21 protein-coding genes are annotated in these 16,750 nt (G+C 45.6%); 7 read left to right on the forward strand and 14 right to left on the reverse strand.

The annotated features are described in order from the left end of the window. Positions 1-100: 100 nt before the first annotated feature. From P401_RS0106930 to P401_RS0106965, 8 genes are all read right to left on the reverse strand, one after another. On the reverse strand, positions 101-1,552 hold the full coding sequence (locus tag P401_RS0106930; RefSeq protein WP_029341838.1) for a 6-phospho-beta-glucosidase: 1,452 nt from the start codon (positions 1,550-1,552) through the stop codon (positions 101-103). Positions 1,553-1,566: 14 nt separating this feature from the next. Then, entirely contained in the window at positions 1,567-3,405 is a 1,839-nt protein-coding gene (locus P401_RS0106935; protein WP_029341839.1) for a beta-glucoside-specific PTS transporter subunit IIABC, read from the reverse strand. Positions 3,406-3,569: 164 nt separating this feature from the next. Further along, positions 3,570-4,412 (reverse strand): BglG family transcription antiterminator LicT, encoded by an 843-nt coding sequence (gene licT, locus P401_RS0106940; RefSeq protein WP_029341840.1) that lies wholly within the window; start codon positions 4,410-4,412, stop codon positions 3,570-3,572. Positions 4,413-4,588: 176 nt separating this feature from the next. Next, entirely contained in the window at positions 4,589-4,942 is a 354-nt protein-coding gene (locus P401_RS0106945; RefSeq protein WP_051656274.1) for a hypothetical protein, read from the reverse strand. Next, positions 4,939-5,154 carry a helix-turn-helix transcriptional regulator gene (locus P401_RS0106950; RefSeq protein WP_029341842.1) on the reverse strand — a complete coding sequence of 72 codons (216 nt, stop codon included), beginning with the start codon at positions 5,152-5,154 and terminating at the stop codon, positions 4,939-4,941. The genes P401_RS0106945 and P401_RS0106950 overlap by 4 nt, the downstream gene beginning before the upstream one ends. Positions 5,155-5,216: 62 nt before the next feature. Further along, a complete protein-coding gene (locus tag P401_RS0106955; RefSeq protein WP_236627087.1) occupies positions 5,217-5,666 on the reverse strand; it encodes a GNAT family N-acetyltransferase in 450 nt (149 codons plus the stop codon). Between the two features lie 16 nt (positions 5,667-5,682). Beyond that, positions 5,683-6,027: a DUF3147 family protein gene (locus tag P401_RS0106960; protein ID WP_029341844.1), complete on the reverse strand. Its 345-nt coding sequence runs from the start codon at positions 6,025-6,027 to the stop codon at positions 5,683-5,685. Beyond that, positions 6,008-6,412, reverse strand: coding sequence for a MarR family winged helix-turn-helix transcriptional regulator (locus P401_RS0106965; protein WP_029341845.1), 405 nt, complete (start codon positions 6,410-6,412; stop codon positions 6,008-6,010). Before P401_RS0106965 ends, P401_RS0106960 begins: the two co-directional genes overlap by 20 nt. Before the next feature lie 76 nt (positions 6,413-6,488). On the opposite strand from P401_RS0106965, the gene P401_RS0106970 reads away from it, so the two are divergent. Both P401_RS0106970 and P401_RS0106975 read left to right on the forward strand, forming a co-directional pair. Next, a complete protein-coding gene (locus P401_RS0106970) occupies positions 6,489-6,845 on the forward strand; it encodes a hypothetical protein (protein ID WP_029341846.1) in 357 nt (118 codons plus the stop codon). Positions 6,846-6,857: 12 nt separating this feature from the next. Further along, complete coding sequence (locus P401_RS0106975; protein WP_029341847.1) at positions 6,858-7,625, forward strand: nucleotidyltransferase domain-containing protein; 768 nt, start codon at positions 6,858-6,860, stop codon at positions 7,623-7,625. Here the strand turns inward: P401_RS0106975 and P401_RS0106980 are convergent. Next, positions 7,614-8,324, reverse strand: coding sequence for an SAM-dependent methyltransferase (locus tag P401_RS0106980; protein ID WP_029341848.1), 711 nt, complete (start codon positions 8,322-8,324; stop codon positions 7,614-7,616). The two genes, P401_RS0106975 and P401_RS0106980, sit on opposite strands and share 12 nt — an antisense overlap. Before the next feature lie 183 nt (positions 8,325-8,507). Between P401_RS0106980 and P401_RS0106985 the strand changes: the two genes are divergently transcribed. After that, the gene (locus P401_RS0106985; protein WP_029341849.1) at positions 8,508-9,143 is read left to right on the forward strand and encodes a hypothetical protein; all 636 of its coding nucleotides are present in this window, start codon (positions 8,508-8,510) and stop codon (positions 9,141-9,143) included. A gap of 48 nt (positions 9,144-9,191) precedes the next feature. On the opposite strand, the gene P401_RS0106990 is transcribed toward P401_RS0106985, so the two are convergent. The 3 genes from P401_RS0106990 to P401_RS0107000 are packed head-to-tail and all read right to left on the reverse strand — an operon-like array spanning position 9,192 to position 10,463. Continuing rightward, positions 9,192-9,602 carry a DUF4362 domain-containing protein gene (locus tag P401_RS0106990; protein WP_029341850.1) on the reverse strand — a complete coding sequence of 137 codons (411 nt, stop codon included), beginning with the start codon at positions 9,600-9,602 and terminating at the stop codon, positions 9,192-9,194. Between the two features lie 20 nt (positions 9,603-9,622). Further along, positions 9,623-10,126, reverse strand: a complete 504-nt coding sequence (locus P401_RS0106995; protein WP_029341851.1) for an SRPBCC domain-containing protein — start codon at positions 10,124-10,126, stop codon at positions 9,623-9,625. Then, positions 10,098-10,463 (reverse strand): ArsR/SmtB family transcription factor, encoded by a 366-nt coding sequence (locus tag P401_RS0107000; RefSeq protein WP_051656275.1) that lies wholly within the window; start codon positions 10,461-10,463, stop codon positions 10,098-10,100. Before P401_RS0107000 ends, P401_RS0106995 begins: the two co-directional genes overlap by 29 nt. A 136-nt stretch (positions 10,464-10,599) precedes the next feature. Here P401_RS0107000 and P401_RS0107005 point away from each other — a divergent pair, with 136 nt between their 5' ends. After that, on the forward strand, positions 10,600-11,454 hold the full coding sequence (locus tag P401_RS0107005) for a LysR family transcriptional regulator (RefSeq protein ID WP_029341853.1): 855 nt from the start codon (positions 10,600-10,602) through the stop codon (positions 11,452-11,454). Here P401_RS0107005 and P401_RS18040 read toward each other — a convergent pair. Further along, a complete protein-coding gene (locus P401_RS18040; RefSeq protein WP_051656276.1) occupies positions 11,442-12,071 on the reverse strand; it encodes a hypothetical protein in 630 nt (209 codons plus the stop codon). The two genes, P401_RS0107005 and P401_RS18040, sit on opposite strands and share 13 nt — an antisense overlap. A gap of 118 nt (positions 12,072-12,189) precedes the next feature. Between P401_RS18040 and P401_RS0107015 the strand changes: the two genes are divergently transcribed. After that, positions 12,190-12,957, forward strand: coding sequence for an SDR family NAD(P)-dependent oxidoreductase (locus P401_RS0107015; RefSeq protein ID WP_029341855.1), 768 nt, complete (start codon positions 12,190-12,192; stop codon positions 12,955-12,957). A 62-nt stretch (positions 12,958-13,019) separates the two neighbouring features. Continuing rightward, positions 13,020-13,817, forward strand: a complete 798-nt coding sequence (locus tag P401_RS0107020) for an SDR family NAD(P)-dependent oxidoreductase (protein WP_029341856.1) — start codon at positions 13,020-13,022, stop codon at positions 13,815-13,817. Positions 13,818-13,854: 37 nt separating this feature from the next. On the opposite strand, the gene P401_RS0107025 is transcribed toward P401_RS0107020, so the two are convergent. Further along, a complete protein-coding gene (locus tag P401_RS0107025; protein WP_236627088.1) occupies positions 13,855-15,102 on the reverse strand; it encodes a polysaccharide deacetylase family protein in 1,248 nt (415 codons plus the stop codon). 193 nt (positions 15,103-15,295) lie between these two features. Between P401_RS0107025 and P401_RS0107030 the strand changes: the two genes are divergently transcribed. After that, positions 15,296-16,711: an NAD-dependent succinate-semialdehyde dehydrogenase gene (locus tag P401_RS0107030; RefSeq protein ID WP_029341858.1), complete on the forward strand. Its 1,416-nt coding sequence runs from the start codon at positions 15,296-15,298 to the stop codon at positions 16,709-16,711. Positions 16,712-16,750 lie beyond the last annotated feature (39 nt).

A 16,750-nucleotide genomic window follows, 5' to 3' on the forward strand; every position in this document is an offset into this window, starting at 1 on the left:
TCTTTATTAATGATTTTTTTATGAAAGAATCCCAATCATAAGTAAAAAGCTAACGATTTGTAATCTAAGCATTTCTAGATCCACGTCGTTAGCTATACTTTTATTTGATTTTAATATGTTTTTGATTTTCTATAAAGGCACCATTTGATGCAATTACTTTTTTATACCAATCAAATGACGCCTTTTTTTGTCTTCGATTCGTTCCACTGCCATCATCATGACGATCTACATAGATATAGCCATACCGTTTTGCATATTCTCCGGAAGAAGCACTAACGAGGTCAATACAGCCCCAACTCGTGTAACCGATAAGTTCTACACCGTCTTGTATCGATTCGTACATTGCGCGTATGTGATCTGTTAAATAAGCAATTCGATAGTCATCTTGAATGTTTCCTTCACCATCCAATTCATCAAATGCCCCTAAGCCATTTTCGACGATGAATAATGGGAGTTGATAACGGTCATATAACTGATTCGCCGTTAAACGGAGTCCTTTCGGATCAATCGTCCATCCCCATTCCGATTGATTCAAATATGGATTTTTAACAGTCGGGAACACATTTCCCGCCGTCATCTTATCTAATATTTCTGGATCAGTACTGATACAGCGACTCGAATAATAACTAAAACCAATAAAGTCCACTGTGTGGTTGCGTAATAGTTCAATATCACCTGGTTCCATCTGAATTTCAATTCCAGCATCTTTCAATTGTCTTAATGCATAACCAGGATAGGCACCGCGAGCTTGTACATCAATGAAGAAGAAATTCTCACGATCACGTTCCATCGCTTTTTCGACGTCATCTGGGTTACAGGTATAAGGATATGTCATAGCTGCTGCCAACATACATCCAACCTGAAGATCCGGATTAATCGTATGAGCAATTTCTACGGCACGCGCACTCGCCACCAACTGATGATGTGCTGCTTGATACTGAATTTGTTTCCGGTTCTCTCCCTCAGCAAATACTAACCCAGCTCCCATATAGGGAAGATGGAACATCATATTAATTTCATTGAAAGTCATCCAATAGCGTACTTTCGAATGATAACGGGATACAATCGTCTCAACATATCGTTCGAAGAATGTAACCATCTTTCGATTGCGCCAACTTCCGTAATGCTCTACTAAATGAACGGGGACATCAAAATGCGCCATCGTGACAACCGGTTCAATTCCATATTTTAATAATTCATCGAACACATCATCGTAAAACTTCAATCCTTGTTCGTTTGGTTGCTCTTCATCACCATTTGGAAAGATACGCGCCCATGAAATCGATAGACGAAGTGCTTTAAATCCCATTTCAGCGAATAACGCAATATCTTCCTTATAGCGATGATAAAAATCAATCGCATCATGGGATGGATAAGTTAGTTCTGGGAGCGGCTCATAATGTGATAAGTCTCCTTTCATGACGGCTCTTCGAGTTGACCCATTAGGAATTAAATCAACGGAAGATAATCCCTTTCCATCGGATAAATAGGCACCTTCTGCTTGATTGGCAGCAATAGCGCCACCCCATAAAAAGTTTTTTGGAAATTGCATCGTCTCATCCTTTCTTATGCAAAAGCAGGTTTATTGTATTCACTTACTGAAATTTGATCTTGGTCAATCGTAATGTGTCGTTCTTCTGATAAATTCGTGAAAATTACAGGTGTGATGATGTCATATCCTTCAGCTTGAATCGATTCAATATCAAAAGTAATCAATTCATCTCCTGGTTCGATTTTTTGGTCTTGTGTGACGTGTAATTCAAAGTGAGTTCCATCTAAGCGCACCGTATCGATCCCAACATGAATGAGGATTTCTATTCCGTCCTCTGATCGAATACCGATTGCATGCTTGCTTGCGAATACAGCAGTTACTTGACCTGCAACTGGGGAGACTACTTTTCCTTCAGTTGGAATGACTGCAAAACCTTGTCCCATTGTTCCACTCGCAAACACACTATCCGGAACTTTTTCAAGAGACACGATTTGACCTGACACGGGGCTTGGAATCGTCATGTCTGTTGATGGATGAACATTTTTTTCTGCTTCTTTTTCAATCGGGTCATCTTCAAATCCAAGAATGTATGTTAAGACCATCGATAAAAAGAATGAGACAGCAACACCAATCAACAACCCGTAAAATGCTGTCATACTATCTCCAATGAAGACGGGTAATGTCAATAATCCCGGAGGACCAGAAGCTACCGCTACACTTCCAAAATATCCTACAATTCCTCCACCTACTGCTGCACTAATGACCGCTGCAATGAAAGGGCGCTTTAAGCGTAAAGTAACTCCATATACGGCTGGCTCTGTAATACCGAATAATGCGGTAATTCCCGTAGATCCTGCTAATGTCTTTAACTTTTTATTTTTTGAACGAAGCATGACACCGAATGAAGCTCCTGCCTGTGCAAAAATTGCTGGAGCAGTTGCTGGTTTGATATAGTCATATCCTTTAGTCGCAATGTTATTGATGAAAATCGGAACGACTCCCCAGTGAATACCGAAAATGACAAGGACTTGCCATACACCAGCAATAAACGCCCCTGCTAAAATTGGGTTAAATGCTAATACCTTTAAAATGAACGCAGCAATCAAGTCGCCTGACGTGACGCCGATTGGTCCAAACACGATTAATGTCAATGGAACGATTGTAATGAGAGCAATCAAAGGTGTAACAAAATTTTTAACACTCTCATGGATATGTCGATTGAAGAATTTTTCAACATAACTCATAACCCAAACGGCAAGAATGATTGGAATGACCGTAGAGGTATATGACATCATCGTCACGGGTATACCGAAGAATGTCGTCGCGACTGCATCCGTCTTCAGTTGAATGATTGTCGGATAGATCAAGGCACCTGCTACTGTCATGGCAACAAATTGATTCGCACCAAACTTCCGCGCTGATGTAACCGCTAACAAAATAGGTAAAAAGTAAAAGAGACTATCCGCTGTAGCATTTAAAATAATATACGTAGTTTCAGTAGGAATTAACCAACCTGCATTCGTCGCAATCGCAAGTAACCCCTTTAAGATACCAGCTCCCGCCATGACACCAAGCAATGGCGTAAAGATACTTGAAATAATATCGATTGCTCGACCAAAAATGTTTCCTTTTTCATTTATCTCACTAGTGTCTGTTGACTCCTCCATCAGCTTTGTTTGTTTCCCAATTGCTTGATATACCTCAGGTACTGTATTTCCGACAACGACCTGAAATTGCCCTCCGCTCTCTTTTACTGCAATGACACCTTCTAGTTTTTCAAGTTTTAATTTATCAGCCTTTATTTTGTCTTTAAGTACGAAACGTAGACGGGTCGCACAATGAACAAGTGAACTAACGTTTTGTTCGCCTCCGACAGATTCAATGATTTCTTTTGCCAATTGATCGTATTTCATAAGACACCTCCATAGTTGATAGACACAAAAAGAAACCCAGATGAGAACAAGTAACGTATTTCATGAAAATACGTTTTGTTTCACCTAGGTTTCGCCTGCTTGACCAGTAACAATCCCTTTAAATATATTTATTAAACATATAATAACAATTATACATTTATATGTCAATCCTTCTTTTTTTCTTTGATTAACCTTGTGATATGAACCGTTAGGTACAGTTTCTCTTCATCCGTCAACCGATAATCATATTTTGTCTGAATAAAGGTAGCGATTTTTTCAGTGCAGACATAGGACTTTGGATATTGCATTTTCACTAGATCGAAAAGCGCACTCTCATCTCCTTCGTATTCGGTTCGTGACACGAGTCGTTGTGCAAAAAATTTAAGGTGAGTAACAAAACGATGATAGGCGAGAGCATTCTCATCCCATTCTAATGCAAAGTGGTATTTTACGAGATTTAATACTTCTTGAATGACTTTTGTCATTGAGACGATGTTCGGCATCTCTTCGTTTAATTCAGCATTCACGATGTGAAGTGCAATATAGGCTGCTTCGTCTTCAGGTAATATGATATTGAATTTTTCTTCAACTAGTTCAAGTGCTTGCAGACCAACACTAAACTCATCTTGATATAAACGTTTAATCTCCCAAAGCAATACATTTTTGATCTCTAAACCTTTTTCATGACGTTCTAATGCAAAATGTAAATGATCGGCAAGAGCGATATAGACAAGTTCATTGAGTTTTTTTCCAAGCGTCAATTTAGCAATCGTTACGATATCATCAGTCAAGACGATGATTTCTTCAGGAATTTCTTGAAGTAGTAATTTAAATCGTTCATGATTGCCAGCATCATCGAGATAAAAGACTTTTTCAACATCGGAGGCTAATATCGCCTGCCCTGAATTCCGTTTAAATCCGATCCCCTTCCCCATGACGACTCGCTCACGCCCTGCTTCGTCAAATACACTGATGACATTGTTGTTGAAAATTTGATGAATGATCATCGGTGACCTCCTTCCAAATCGAAAAAATAGAAAAACCCAAATCAAACGTCACTCACGGTTCCAGTGATCGCTGATTTGGGTTTCGCCTGCTTGACCAGTAACAATCCCTATTCCATTACATTCTATACCATTTTTGATAACGGTTACAAGCATCATTTTTATAAACATTTAATTCTTCACATCTTTCGATTCACGTACAGCAATACAAGCGGAAAGAATAAAAGTTGTCCTCCTAATGCTAGTAACAGAGCAAATTGAATGTCTTGAATGATCGACAGATTAACGAGTACCAAGATTAAAAAAAGATATCCGATACTTACGAGATAAGCGATATGTCCACTACGGATTTTAACCGCTCCTTGGCGCTCATCATACGGTTCCGTTGGCGAGAATACCGTTCCTGTGATACGTGACGTGACACCTGCTAAAACAAGGATGATTCCGAGTGTTTTAGCCGCTGGATCCGTCATTGTTAAGTAAAGACCCGCTCCAATTAAAATGATGTCTAAGAACACATTGACTCGCTTCATGCTGTTCCCTCCTCGCTCGTTCGATTCGGTGTAAAAATTTCTTCGATTCGCCGCTCAAATAGATCAGCTAGTGTAAACGCGAGGTCGAGTGACGGATTATACCGCTCTTTTTCAATGGAAATGACCGTCTGACGCGACACATTCAATCGTTTTGCCAGTTCGCCTTGCGACCAGCCACGTTCTTCGCGCATCTCTCTGACCTTATTTTTCATGATCCCACCTCACTCTTCCACTATATGTAAATAACACACTACCTGTCAAGTTTCCTTTACATTCATTTTATACGTTCCCACATGATATATCGCTCATCGCTCCCGACCTGCATCAATCCCACTTTTTCGAGTACTCGGATCGATGCTTGATTCGTCGACTCCGTCTTCGCAAGTACTCCTGTCACTTCCGTTTGTTCGAACGCCCATTCGATCAATGCTTGAACTGCTTCCGTCGCAAACCCTTGATTGAGATACGCTGGTAACAGACCATAACCGATTTCGACCGCTTGTCGTATGTCCGGCTTCCCCTTGAATCCGATATCCCCGATTACTTGACTATCCTTTGTCATGACGAGCCAGCTGCCCCAGTATAGTAGCGAGGGATCTGACGCTATTGACATCAAATGATGCTGAACTTCCGGTCCGTTATCGTAGTGCTGTTGTTGTAAACGTGTCACGTCATTCGCTGTACATGGATGAATCGTCAATCGCTTTGTTTGAAGGGTTATCATTACTTTGTCTCCTTTTTTATGTTTGCCACCACTGTTGTAGGTAACGTTGGATATACCAACAAACGATAAAAAGACTTGTTGCACCGAGTATACTGTAAAAAATAGGAATCCCTAAGCGGATCAATCCATATAAGACGGCAAGCAATAAGAACGTCGCTGGTAATCCGAGTAACACACTCTTTAAGAATGTACTCAGTTCTGCCCGTTCACTTCCCTGTTTAACGAGCCAGGCAAAGCTAATCAGACTGACGACGGGCAATGCAGACAACACACCACCCAGTGACGGTGAACGCCGGGCGACTTCGGTAACAAGACCAATGACTAGTGCGCTCGAAAACACCTTAACGAGAAAAGCAGTCATCTGCCGCCTCCCGCAACAATCGAAACGCCTGTTCAATCGCCTGTTGGTCTGTTTTTGACATCGTAGCAAGGACTTGATTTAACCGTTCAGGATCAAGTTCCGTATGACGACGAACAATTATATCCCCCATGTCTGTCAAACCAATCGTCACTTGGCGTTGGTCTTCTGGATTCCGTTTTTTTTCGATATAGCCTAATCTGTCCAACTTTTTGACGTGCTCGGACGTCGTATTATGTGAGAGGCGAAATGCCTCGGCAATCTGCTTGATCGTCGGATTCACCGCAAATTGAATGTATTGCAAAATACGCACACTTTGGTGAGACAGGTTTTCTTCGAACCGTGGATGTAATTGATAATAAATTTTTGCAAAATCAGCTGAAATCATGATGCTCCCCCCTTATATCGTATAATTCGAATATATCGTAAAACACGATATATTAACAGAGAAAGAGATGTGTTTCATGAAAAAAACGTTAGCTACTATCGTATTGGTCATTCTTTTTCTCAGTGGATGCTTAGCGGAGACGACGATGACAACGACGGACCTCATCGCGGCGGATGCCATTAAACAAGATCAAGACGTCATCCGCTTGAACGATCGCGTGTATCGACTAGATCAGGTCGTAACCGTCTCGATTCTTTCTTTGACTCCTGGTCCACATGTTCAAAAAATAGCATCCGAAAAGACGCTCAAGGACGGCATGGCAACTCGTCTTAATAGCGATACGGTCATCTATCAAGAAAAAGATGATACGATGTTTTTATATGTGCAGCGAAACAAGAAGTGGTATCGCTATCAATCCATTCCTGAAGGATGAGGAGGAAGACAGATGCAGTATCCAACGACATTGGGCACGAAAAATGGCTACATCCACAATCCGACTTCCGCTGAAGCGATTCCTGTCCGTTATCGTGCCGTGATTCGAGACGTCGTCGCCTATGTACAAACCTTATCCGTGTTTCATGGCGTGTACTTGTATGGAAGCGTCGCAAAAGGAACGGCGCGTCCCTTTGAATCCGACCTCGATTTTACACTGATTTTGACAGAGCCGTTGACGGAAGAAGAACACATGCAGTTAGATAAACGGACGGAACACTGGTTGACGGACTATCCATTCGTCACCAAAATCGATTATGACATCGGTCTGCTTGACAACGTCATACGGGACGACGAAGTTCTTCGCTGGGGCGTCTGGTTGAAATCCGTCAACTTGTTTTTGGCAGGCGAAAATCTCCAAAGTCGATTTCCATCCCTTCGTCCGACACGCGCTCTTGGCTTCGCGTTAAACAGTGGAGTATGTGAGCAGTTGAAAACGGATTTATTTCTCTTAGAAACCGGTCAGGTCGCTCTGCTTCATTCCAAATCGATCGTGAAACGGATTATTCGGAGCACCTATCACCTTATTCTAGAAGACGATCAAAGCTTCGTGCATGACCTAGAGACACTCCGCCCGATCCTGCTTCATTATTTCCCTGACGAACCGCGCTTTTTGTCACTGTTCACCACATACGATACACACCAAATCATTTCGATAGAGGATGTCCACTACTTTGTAGATTGGTTCATGTCTCGAATGCCGGACGAATCAATCCTTTAATCGAAACAGACCAGTCCACAGTCCAGCATGACCAAATAATGCCTCTGGATTGTCGACGGGTTTCATTTCCGTTAGTTCGATGACGTCGAATGCATCGAATATGGCGAGTAACCACTCTTTCGTATAGCCGAGTCCGCCTTGGAGACTGTTTTCTTGATAGACCTCCCAGTCCGTCAACGTCGCCCCGCCAAGCGGACCGCCCGCAACAAAACACGTCAATCCGAAATATCCTCCTGGCCGCAACATCTCTTTTATTCGCGTCACGTAGGTCAAACGTCGATGTGGCGCCATATGATGAAAACAGCCGGAATCGTAAATGAAATCATATGTATTCTGTTCGGTCGTCTCTAGAAAATCTTGTTTTCGAAACGCAACATGCGCTCCAGCCTGTTGTGCTTGTTCTGTTGACCAGTCTAACGCGGTTGCTGAAAGATCGAGTCCCGTCACCGAAAAACCGTGTGTTGCGAGGTAGATCGCGTTACGTCCCGGTCCTGTCCCGAGATCTAACGCGTCACCCGGTGAGAGCCATCCCTGTTCGATATAGCGAACTAAGTTCTCGTCAGGGATGTTCTTAAAAAACGGAACCGGTTTCGTACGATCTTCATAAAATTTGTCCCAAAATGGTTCCGGTTCACGCAATCGCGCGTCGAGCATCTTTAAAATATCCTCCATCGTATCAATCGTCTGTGGTTCTGTCATTGATCAGTTCTCCCTCTTTTCTTCTATAATAATGTATTCGTGTTTCCCTACTGATTTCCCTGTATTTCTCGGATAGAAATGCGCTATTTTTCTTACCTTACGATATTGTTAGTATGTTCTTGAAATCTCTCATGCTACACTAGCCTGTAATTGAAACAACCATTCAAAAGGGAGATATCTTGCATGCGTCAACATCCGACTTCCACTTCCACCTTAGCAACGGATGAGAAGATCATCCGCTTGATTCAAGGTCTTCATCAAATGCACCATTCACCTATGAAAGCTACCCATTATCAAAAGTTAGCAGCTCAACTTCCTTATCCTTCGCTTGAAGAGATCAATGCCCGATTCGGTTCGTGGGCACACCTGTTAGAACGAGCGGGAATCGTCAAGACTTCCCATTTATCGACGAAAGAACGCATGACGTTGAACCGTCCCGCTGCGGTCAAGCGAACGAAACGGTGGTCGATCGAAGAAAGCGTCGCTTTTTATGTCGCACAGAAAGGAACGAACATGACGATTCGCTCCTACACGGAATTGCGGGATCTACATCCGGAGATGTTAAGTGCCAATACGATCATTCGTCGGTTCGGTACATGGAAAAATGCCTTAACACACTTCGACCTCACCTCGAACGGCTTCTTCACAGATCAAGACTGCTTAGACGCTCTTGAACAAGCTGCAGCCACGCATGGACCACTTCTGACGAGTCAACAATATGCCAAGTGGGCGCGTGCGCACCAAGCACCTTCACTGACGTTGTTGATTGAACGTTTCTCCAGTTGGCGCGAAGCCTTGCGTCGTCTCGAGATCGAATAAAAAGGATCGTGCCCGCTGATTGATTCGACGGGACACGATCCTTTTTGATTATTGTTTTGGCAATCGCAGGAGCTCATGTTCCGCTTCTTCAGCGCATTTACGTAACGTATAGATCGACTGCTTCTTATCGCTTGTCTTGTTGAGTTGCTGACAGATTTCGTTTTTACGATCATCGTCTGTCGTACCGAACTGATCACGCGATGAATCGGACGTGTATTGATACGACTTACCATCATACTTGACATCATACAAAATCGGGTCTCCTTCAGTCGTAAACGCCGTGATGCGAATCTGATCCGATTTGCCTTGCGTTGACTTTTTCAAAAAGGACTCGAATCGGTCTCTGTTCGTAACATCCTTCTGGACAATGATGTCGCCATTCTTCTTCTCCTCTTCCATCGTATATTTTCCGAAACCAGCTAAACAAAGCAGACATACCACAAGACAGAGCTTTCGCATCACTCACCGACTCCTTCTCACTATTTCGCTAATAGACGATCGAGGCGATACAGTTGCGACGTAAAGCCCTCCTTCATCCCCATACCGAGCACTTCTTGCACAGCTTCTTCTGTCTCATAGGTCGACTCGAAGACGATCAACGTCGTCTCCCCATGATCAATGAATGTCGTGACATTCTCGCTTCCTGGTAAATGTTCAGAGATCACCCCTGACGCGTCTGAGAAGTAATCGGCATGACTATACGTGTTCGGAGCATCGATGTTTCTGAAAATCGCTTTCCCCCACGACTCCATGCCGTAAAAGTCACCTTGCGCCGGATCAACACAGCGCATGCAATAATGCCACATACCACCCGGTTGAAATTCGAACGTCTTGATCGCTGTCTCCCAGCCTTCCGGTCCCCACCACGCTTCAAGCTGTTCTTTTTCCGTAAATGCGGCAAAGACGCTATCTCGCGGCGCTTCACACGTCCATTCCATTCGTAGCGTCTTCCCCTCAATCGAAGTCTTCAATTCCTTTTTCATTCGTCCCGTCTCCCTTCACGTTCGACTGAATCTGCTTCAAATGTGCGTCTAAACGATGCATGCGGGCCTCCATTTGCGCTAGCGAGTTGCTCCATATGACGAGTTCTCGAAACGCTTCTGGACGAAGACTGTACAAGCGACGATTCGCCTGTCGTTCGACAGTGATCAGTTCCGCGTCAAGCAACAGCTTCAAATGCTTCGAGGTTTGCGGTTGGCGTAACTGTAATTGTTCAGCTAACTCATTGACGGAGCGAGGACCGTTTCGTAACGCTTCGATCAGTTGGAGCCGTGTCGCGTCTCCGAGTGCTGAGAATCGTATTGGTATCCGATCGTTCATATCCGTTCACCTCTTTATTTTATATATTCCCAATTTGGAATATTCTAAACTAAGAATATAAAAAATGCAAAATGATTGTCAGATGCGTTCAAATGACGTACGTTCTAAACAACCTGTATGAAAAGAGCGTGAACCAATGAAGACCGAATGGATGGAGGCATTCCTCGTCACCGCGGAGACCGGCAGCCTGACGAAAGCAAGCGAAGTATTGCATATGACGCAACCGGCGTTAAGTAAACAAATCAAAAGTCTTGAGAGTGCGCTTGATGTCTCTTTGTTACACCGATCGGCACATGGTGTCACGTTGACGCCAGCAGGCGAAATCGTCTTTGAAGAGAGTCGTGAACTGATTGATCGGATCGATCAGATGAAACGACGGATCGGTACGATCGACGAACGGACGACCTTAACGCTCGGATCATGGCCAAGCGTCGCGATGACGTATCTCCCGCGTCACGTCTCGCGTCAAGCAACAGCACCAGATCTCAAGTTGAAGACGGCGCATACGACGATCGATTTGATGCAAGGTCTTGAAGAACGCCGATACGATGCTGTCTTACTCGACGATCGTCACCATGTCCATCCGTATCATACGACCCATTTGTATACGGAGAACTTTTTACTTTATGTCCATCAAGACGATGAACGATTCACAGGCTGTACGTCTGTGGCGTTTGAGCAAATTCGTGACGCCTCTTTCTTGTCGCTTCCGATCGATTGCGATTCGACGAACATCCTAAAGGACGCGTTCATCGAGCGAGGTGCTGTCTATCAATCAGAAAACGAGATGGAATTCGGATCAAGCGTCCTCGGTTTCATCCGTGCAGGACTTGGTATCGCTCTATTGCCGGAGATTTTCCAAGATGGACTGTCCCCTGAAATCAAGACGTTACCGGTCGACGGGTTTGATGTCGTCCGCGAATTGTCACTCGTCTCACGAGACGCCTCCCATCATGCGATCCTGCTTGATTTACTCGGTCAGTCGCGCTGAAGGTGCACTTGTAGTTCATGTCTCAAATCATCGACCTGATCTTGTGAAATCGCCGAGTCCGGTGTCTCACCGTACCGGACAAGATGATAGATCGATGGATCGAGCGTGACATCAATCCGCTGTAACCATTCGCCGACCGTCTCTTCGGAGCGGCGGCGTTTTTGTCGTGTCAGTTGCCGATCGAACGTTTGTAACAGACGGCGAATCTCTGACTCTGATTCTTCACCAACAAGTGTTTGTCGTGTGGAACGATTTGGGGAAAAGACCGGCGGCGGCTCCATTAAATCGTCGATTACATTCTCTCGTCTGCGTCGTATTCGCAAACGCTTCAAGAAGTAACGCACACTGAAGAGGACGATTAGTAGTATGGCAAGACCGACGACACTGTAAAAGGTAACAACTCCTAATGCATCCTTATCCGCAAATTCCCCGCTTTGGGTGTCGATTTTTTGTTTGGTCGGTTTCCTTTCTTCCTTTCCGCCTCCATCAACCATAAATCGGGCTTGATAGGTTGCCGGATCATAAAAGAAATAACGATAGACTTCCGTACCGACCAGTTGAATAGCAGCAAGGCTTACGATTGCTATACATAATGTCACAACTAACCCACGCTTCATCCCATCCCTCCTTTTCAATATTTTACCATCCCTATTCTGCCACGGAGTGATTTTTCTTTCTTTTCAGTCAATTTTTCATTAGAGTAAGTGGTGACTCTCATTAAAAGGACGTGACATCATGTATCTTCCAAGTTTTTCGTTAACTGATCAGACGTTTCTCATCACAGGAGCTGGGCGAGGCATCGGACGCGCGCTCGCCATCGGGATGGCAGAAGCCGGTGCGAACATCATTCTCGTCGCGCGGACGGAACGGGATTTGAAGGAGACGGCACAAGAAATCGAACGACTCGGTCGAACGGCTTACATATTCCCGTGCGACATCACTGACCGGAAACAAGTCGTCGAGACGGTGACTCGGGCTTATGAACAAGTGCCGCAGATCGACGGGCTCGTCAACAATGCTGGGATGAACATTCGTTCGAAGGCACTCGATGTAACAGAAGACGAGTGGGAAACGATCCAACAGACTAATCTGAAATCCGCTTTCTTTTTCGCTCAAGAAGTCGGTAAACGGATGCAGGAGACAGGTGGAAGCATTCTGAATATCGCCTCGGTTGCTGGTCACGTCGCCTTACGGACCGGCGTCGTATATGCGACGACGAAAGCAGCGATGATTCAGATGACGAAAGTACTGGCGCTTGAATGGGGACCACGAAACATTCGCGTCAATGCGATCGGACCGTGGTATTTTAAGACACCATTAACGGAACCATTGCTGAAAGATTCTACATACCTGCAAGAGATCGTTGACGTGACACCACTCGGGCGGGTCGGTGAATTAGAAGAACTGGTTGGACCAGCCGTCTTCTTATCGTCTGCCGCTGCCCGTTACGTGACCGGGCAAACGCTTTATGTCGATGGTGGGATGACGATTAAAGGTTTTTAAGACAGAAGAAGACGGATGCGCATCTGCCCATCCGTCTTCTCGTATCTGAAAGGAGCTTCATCATGTCAAAACGTATTGCACTCGTCACTGGTGGCTCCCGTGGCGCCGGACGTGGCATCGCCTATGCCTTAGGTGACGCCGGAATGATCGTTTACGTCACGGGACGAAGTACGAATGAACAGACGACGGATCATCGAAGCGAAACGATCGAAGAGACGGCTGCTGGTGTCACGGTACGCGGCGGACTTGGCATCCCCATCGTTTGTGACCATACGAGTCTTGACGATATCGATCGTCTCATTCAGCAGATCCAGCACCGACATGGTCGAATCGATCTCCTCGTCAATTGTGTGTTCGATGGTTCGGAAAGCCATTTACCGTCTGGAACCGGACGACGGTTTTGGGAGCGACCACCGGAGCATTGGGACGCGATGATGTCTGCCGGACCAAAAGCGTATTTGTGGACGATTCGGGCCGCGATGCCATTACTGCAACAAAGTCCAGCCGCACTCGTCATCAATTTGACGTCATTCGCTCCAGATCAGGTTGCAGGAAACCTCTACTATGATTTGGCAATGCAAACAATTAATCGGATGACGTACGTCATGGCGCAAGAGCTGACTCAAACGAATATCTCTGTCATCGCGCTCTGCCCCGGTTTCATGCGAACGGAACGGGTTGTCGATGCCGGTTTCGCGAGTGCCACGACTGAATCGACGACCTATATCGGACGAGCCGTTACAGCGCTGATGGCGGATGAAGATGTTAGACGTTATTCTGGACAAGCCGTCTTCGTTGCCGATCTCGCGAAGACCTATCAATTTACGGATCAGGACGGAACGCAGCCACTACCGTTTTAATTTCTTTAATCGATGATTTCAAATAGTTTTCGATCACTCACTTCCGTTCCGGTCGTACTGAATCAAAGACCTCTTTCGCATCAAAGAATGGATCGAGTACGCTCGTCTTTCCAGCAACGGCTTGGCGTAAACGAATCCCATCAACGTTGATCCGGGCTTGGCGGAAGTAGTCGGGACCAATTTGCTTCCACGCATGTTGACTCGCATCGACATTGAAGAAATACCGGAACCCGCTATCGATGAGCAAACGATATTTCTCACCCGAATAATCGTGCCAATCCCCGACATCACTGCCGTAAGGATAAATCAGTTGCGGCGTTTTTCCAATCAGCGGGGCAACGTCCTGTTTGTAGCGTTTAAGATCCGCGCGGATCGTCGCGACTGATTCTTTTCCGACCCAAATATGTCCGTACGTATGACTCGCGAACTGCCAGCCGTCCTTGTTTAATGCGACGGCGGTCTGCTTCGCTTGTTTTCGTGCCGTTTCGACCTTTTCATTGTGCCCATATTGATTGTAAGAAGAACGATACCCGAGCACTCCGTTATAGCCTGTGATGCCGAGCAACCCTTTCGCGCCTTTATACGAAAAGTCAGGATGAGACTGGACGAACGCATCGACGATTGGTACGAGATCATAGGCGCCGTCGGGCTTTCCGACCATCGTGTTGACGATTTTGCCATCCTTCACTTTTAAATTCTTCGCAAATCCATCCCCTTCCATGTATTCGTAATAATTGACGTCATCCTGCGAGAGCACGAGCGGATGTTTTCCTTTTGGTAAACGAACCGGTGTCTCGACAATCTTTCCGTTCGCTTCTTTTGCTAAATCCGTCGGTCGGACGAGTACGTAATCGTTTTTATACAATGCATCCAAAATTCGTTCGAACTCCTGTTGCGTCACCATATAATCGTCGTATCCCGCCTCCTTGCGGTCGCCGTCAAACGCTTGTTTTGGATCAGCAATCAGTGAATGGAAAAAGAGATGTGGCACAGGTTTCGTCACAGGCAGGAGCGCCTGCTTTTTCTGTTCGTATTCTTCCGTTTTCAGATTCGTCTCTTTTGCGCGGACGGGTTTCAACACTTTGATCGCCCGGTCATAATCGTACTGGGCAGCGTAACGATCAGCACGCTGTATCGTCTTTTCTATGTATGCCTGTTGCGAAGCTTGTCTTTTTTGCTGTGACTCTCGTGTTTTTTCCGACTTTTTCTCGCTGACTTCGCTTTCCCCACATCCACTTAGTAGCAGACTCAGCGCCACACCGCCAATGATCCAGTTCCGTCTCATGTTTTTCGACTCCTTCATCAATTTTGACGTTTTCATCCCCCTCTATTCTAACTGTTCCCGATTGTTCAGTCGATTAACTACTTTTTTGAGTCATTCCGTTTCGTTATGACTGTCCATCCAAAGCGGAACTTCCGCTCACTCGTCTTGAGGTGTTTAATAAAGGACGTAATGAAATTCACGGAGGTGCAACAAGATGATTGAAAAGAACTTAATTAATGGTGAATGGTACGATACGACAGAAACGATTCCGGTCTACGACCCAGCAACGAAAGAACTGCTCGGACATGTTCCTGCAAGTTCAGCGGAAGACGCACAACGTTCCGTTGACGCAGCGAGCGAAGCATTCGTCAAGTGGTCAAATGAAACAGCAGACACACGCGCGAATTTAGTCGATGCCTGGTATCGCTTGATCAACGAACACCGTGAGGAACTCGCTCGGATCATGACGACAGAACAAGGAAAGCCGTACGTCGAAGCACTCGGTGAAGTCGATTACGGAAATCAATACGTCCGTTGGTACGCTGAAGAAGCACGCCGGATTTACGGTGAAACGATTCCGGCTTCTGTTCCAGGAAAACGACTCTTCGTCGAAAAAGAACCAGTCGGTGTCGTCGCAGCGATCACACCATGGAACTTCCCGGCAGCGATGATCACACGTAAACTTGCACCGGCTCTTGCAGCGGGTTGTACAATTGTCCTTAAACCATCGGAAGAAACACCGTTTACGGCACTTCGCCTCGTTGAATTAGCAGAGGAAGCAGGTATCCCTAAAGGTGTCATCAACGTCCTAACAGGTGACGCGGCAACGATCAGTGGTGTCTGGCAAGCCGATTCTCGCGTCCGGAAGATCACGTTCACAGGTTCAACAGCCGTCGGGAAATTGATCATGCGTCAAGCAGCCGATACGATGAAAAAACTATCACTTGAACTCGGTGGTCACGCACCCTTCATCGTCACGGAAAATGCGGATCTCGATAAAGCCGTTGAAGGGGCAATGCGCTCAAAATTCCGGAACGGTGGACAAGCGTGTGTCGCGACGAACCGCTTCTACGTGCAAGCGTCTGTTCTTGACGCATTCACGGAAAAATTCACAGCAGCCGTCAAACAACTGCAAGTCGGTAACGGGATGGACGCTGACTCGACAGTTGGTCCATTGATTAATGCGAAAGCCGTCGCAAAAGTCAAAGCACACATCGATGACGCTGTCGCAAAAGGGGCAACGATCCTGACTGGTGGTACGATTGACGAATCGGTCGGCTACTTCGTCACTCCAACCGTGCTTGCGAATGTCACAGAAGACATGCTTTGCATGCAGGAAGAGACGTTTGGTCCGCTCGCACCGATCTCTGTCTTTGAGACACTTGATGAAGTCATCGAACGGGCGAACAACACGCCATACGGACTAGCGGCTTACGCGTTCTCTGAACGCATCGATGAAGCATTGATGCTCGGAAAACGACTCGAATACGGGATCGTCGGTCTGAACGATGGTGCGCCATCTGCAGCACAAGCCCCATTTGGTGGCTACAAAGAGAGTGGTCTTGGACGTGAAGGTGGCGTCTACGGCATCGAAGATTATCTCGAAGTCAAATACTTGTCGCTCGGTTAATCCATCAGACATTTCGTTTGAAACGAACCATCTTTATTC

Source organism: Exiguobacterium acetylicum DSM 20416 (assembly GCF_000702605.1).
Taxonomy (GTDB): Bacteria; Bacillota; Bacilli; order Exiguobacteriales; family Exiguobacteriaceae; genus Exiguobacterium_A; species Exiguobacterium_A acetylicum.

Bases quoted from the DNA above. Each gene is read 5' to 3' on its own strand.
- P401_RS0106930 (WP_029341838.1), bottom strand. From the start codon at position 1,552: ATGCAATTTCCAAAAAACTTTTTATGGGGTGGCGCTATTGCTGCCAAT.
- P401_RS0106935 (WP_029341839.1), bottom strand. From the start codon at position 3,405: ATGAAATACGATCAATTGGCAAAAGAAATCATTGAATCTGTCGGAGGC.
- licT (WP_029341840.1), bottom strand. From the start codon at position 4,412: ATGATCATTCATCAAATTTTCAACAACAATGTCATCAGTGTATTTGAC.
- P401_RS0106945 (WP_051656274.1), bottom strand. From the start codon at position 4,942: ATGAAGCGAGTCAATGTGTTCTTAGACATCATTTTAATTGGAGCGGGT.
- P401_RS0106950 (WP_029341842.1), bottom strand. From the start codon at position 5,154: ATGAAAAATAAGGTCAGAGAGATGCGCGAAGAACGTGGCTGGTCGCAA.
- P401_RS0106955 (WP_236627087.1), bottom strand. From the start codon at position 5,666: ATGATAACCCTTCAAACAAAGCGATTGACGATTCATCCATGTACAGCG.
- P401_RS0106960 (WP_029341844.1), bottom strand. From the start codon at position 6,027: ATGACTGCTTTTCTCGTTAAGGTGTTTTCGAGCGCACTAGTCATTGGT.
- P401_RS0106965 (WP_029341845.1), bottom strand. From the start codon at position 6,412: ATGATTTCAGCTGATTTTGCAAAAATTTATTATCAATTACATCCACGG.
- P401_RS0106970 (WP_029341846.1), top strand. From the start codon at position 6,489: ATGAAAAAAACGTTAGCTACTATCGTATTGGTCATTCTTTTTCTCAGT.
- P401_RS0106975 (WP_029341847.1), top strand. From the start codon at position 6,858: ATGCAGTATCCAACGACATTGGGCACGAAAAATGGCTACATCCACAAT.
- P401_RS0106980 (WP_029341848.1), bottom strand. From the start codon at position 8,324: ATGACAGAACCACAGACGATTGATACGATGGAGGATATTTTAAAGATG.
- P401_RS0106985 (WP_029341849.1), top strand. From the start codon at position 8,508: ATGCGTCAACATCCGACTTCCACTTCCACCTTAGCAACGGATGAGAAG.
- P401_RS0106990 (WP_029341850.1), bottom strand. From the start codon at position 9,602: ATGCGAAAGCTCTGTCTTGTGGTATGTCTGCTTTGTTTAGCTGGTTTC.
- P401_RS0106995 (WP_029341851.1), bottom strand. From the start codon at position 10,126: ATGAAAAAGGAATTGAAGACTTCGATTGAGGGGAAGACGCTACGAATG.
- P401_RS0107000 (WP_051656275.1), bottom strand. From the start codon at position 10,463: ATGAACGATCGGATACCAATACGATTCTCAGCACTCGGAGACGCGACA.
- P401_RS0107005 (WP_029341853.1), top strand. From the start codon at position 10,600: ATGAAGACCGAATGGATGGAGGCATTCCTCGTCACCGCGGAGACCGGC.
- P401_RS18040 (WP_051656276.1), bottom strand. From the start codon at position 12,071: ATGAAGCGTGGGTTAGTTGTGACATTATGTATAGCAATCGTAAGCCTT.
- P401_RS0107015 (WP_029341855.1), top strand. From the start codon at position 12,190: ATGTATCTTCCAAGTTTTTCGTTAACTGATCAGACGTTTCTCATCACA.
- P401_RS0107020 (WP_029341856.1), top strand. From the start codon at position 13,020: ATGTCAAAACGTATTGCACTCGTCACTGGTGGCTCCCGTGGCGCCGGA.
- P401_RS0107025 (WP_236627088.1), bottom strand. From the start codon at position 15,102: ATGAGACGGAACTGGATCATTGGCGGTGTGGCGCTGAGTCTGCTACTA.
- P401_RS0107030 (WP_029341858.1), top strand. From the start codon at position 15,296: ATGATTGAAAAGAACTTAATTAATGGTGAATGGTACGATACGACAGAA.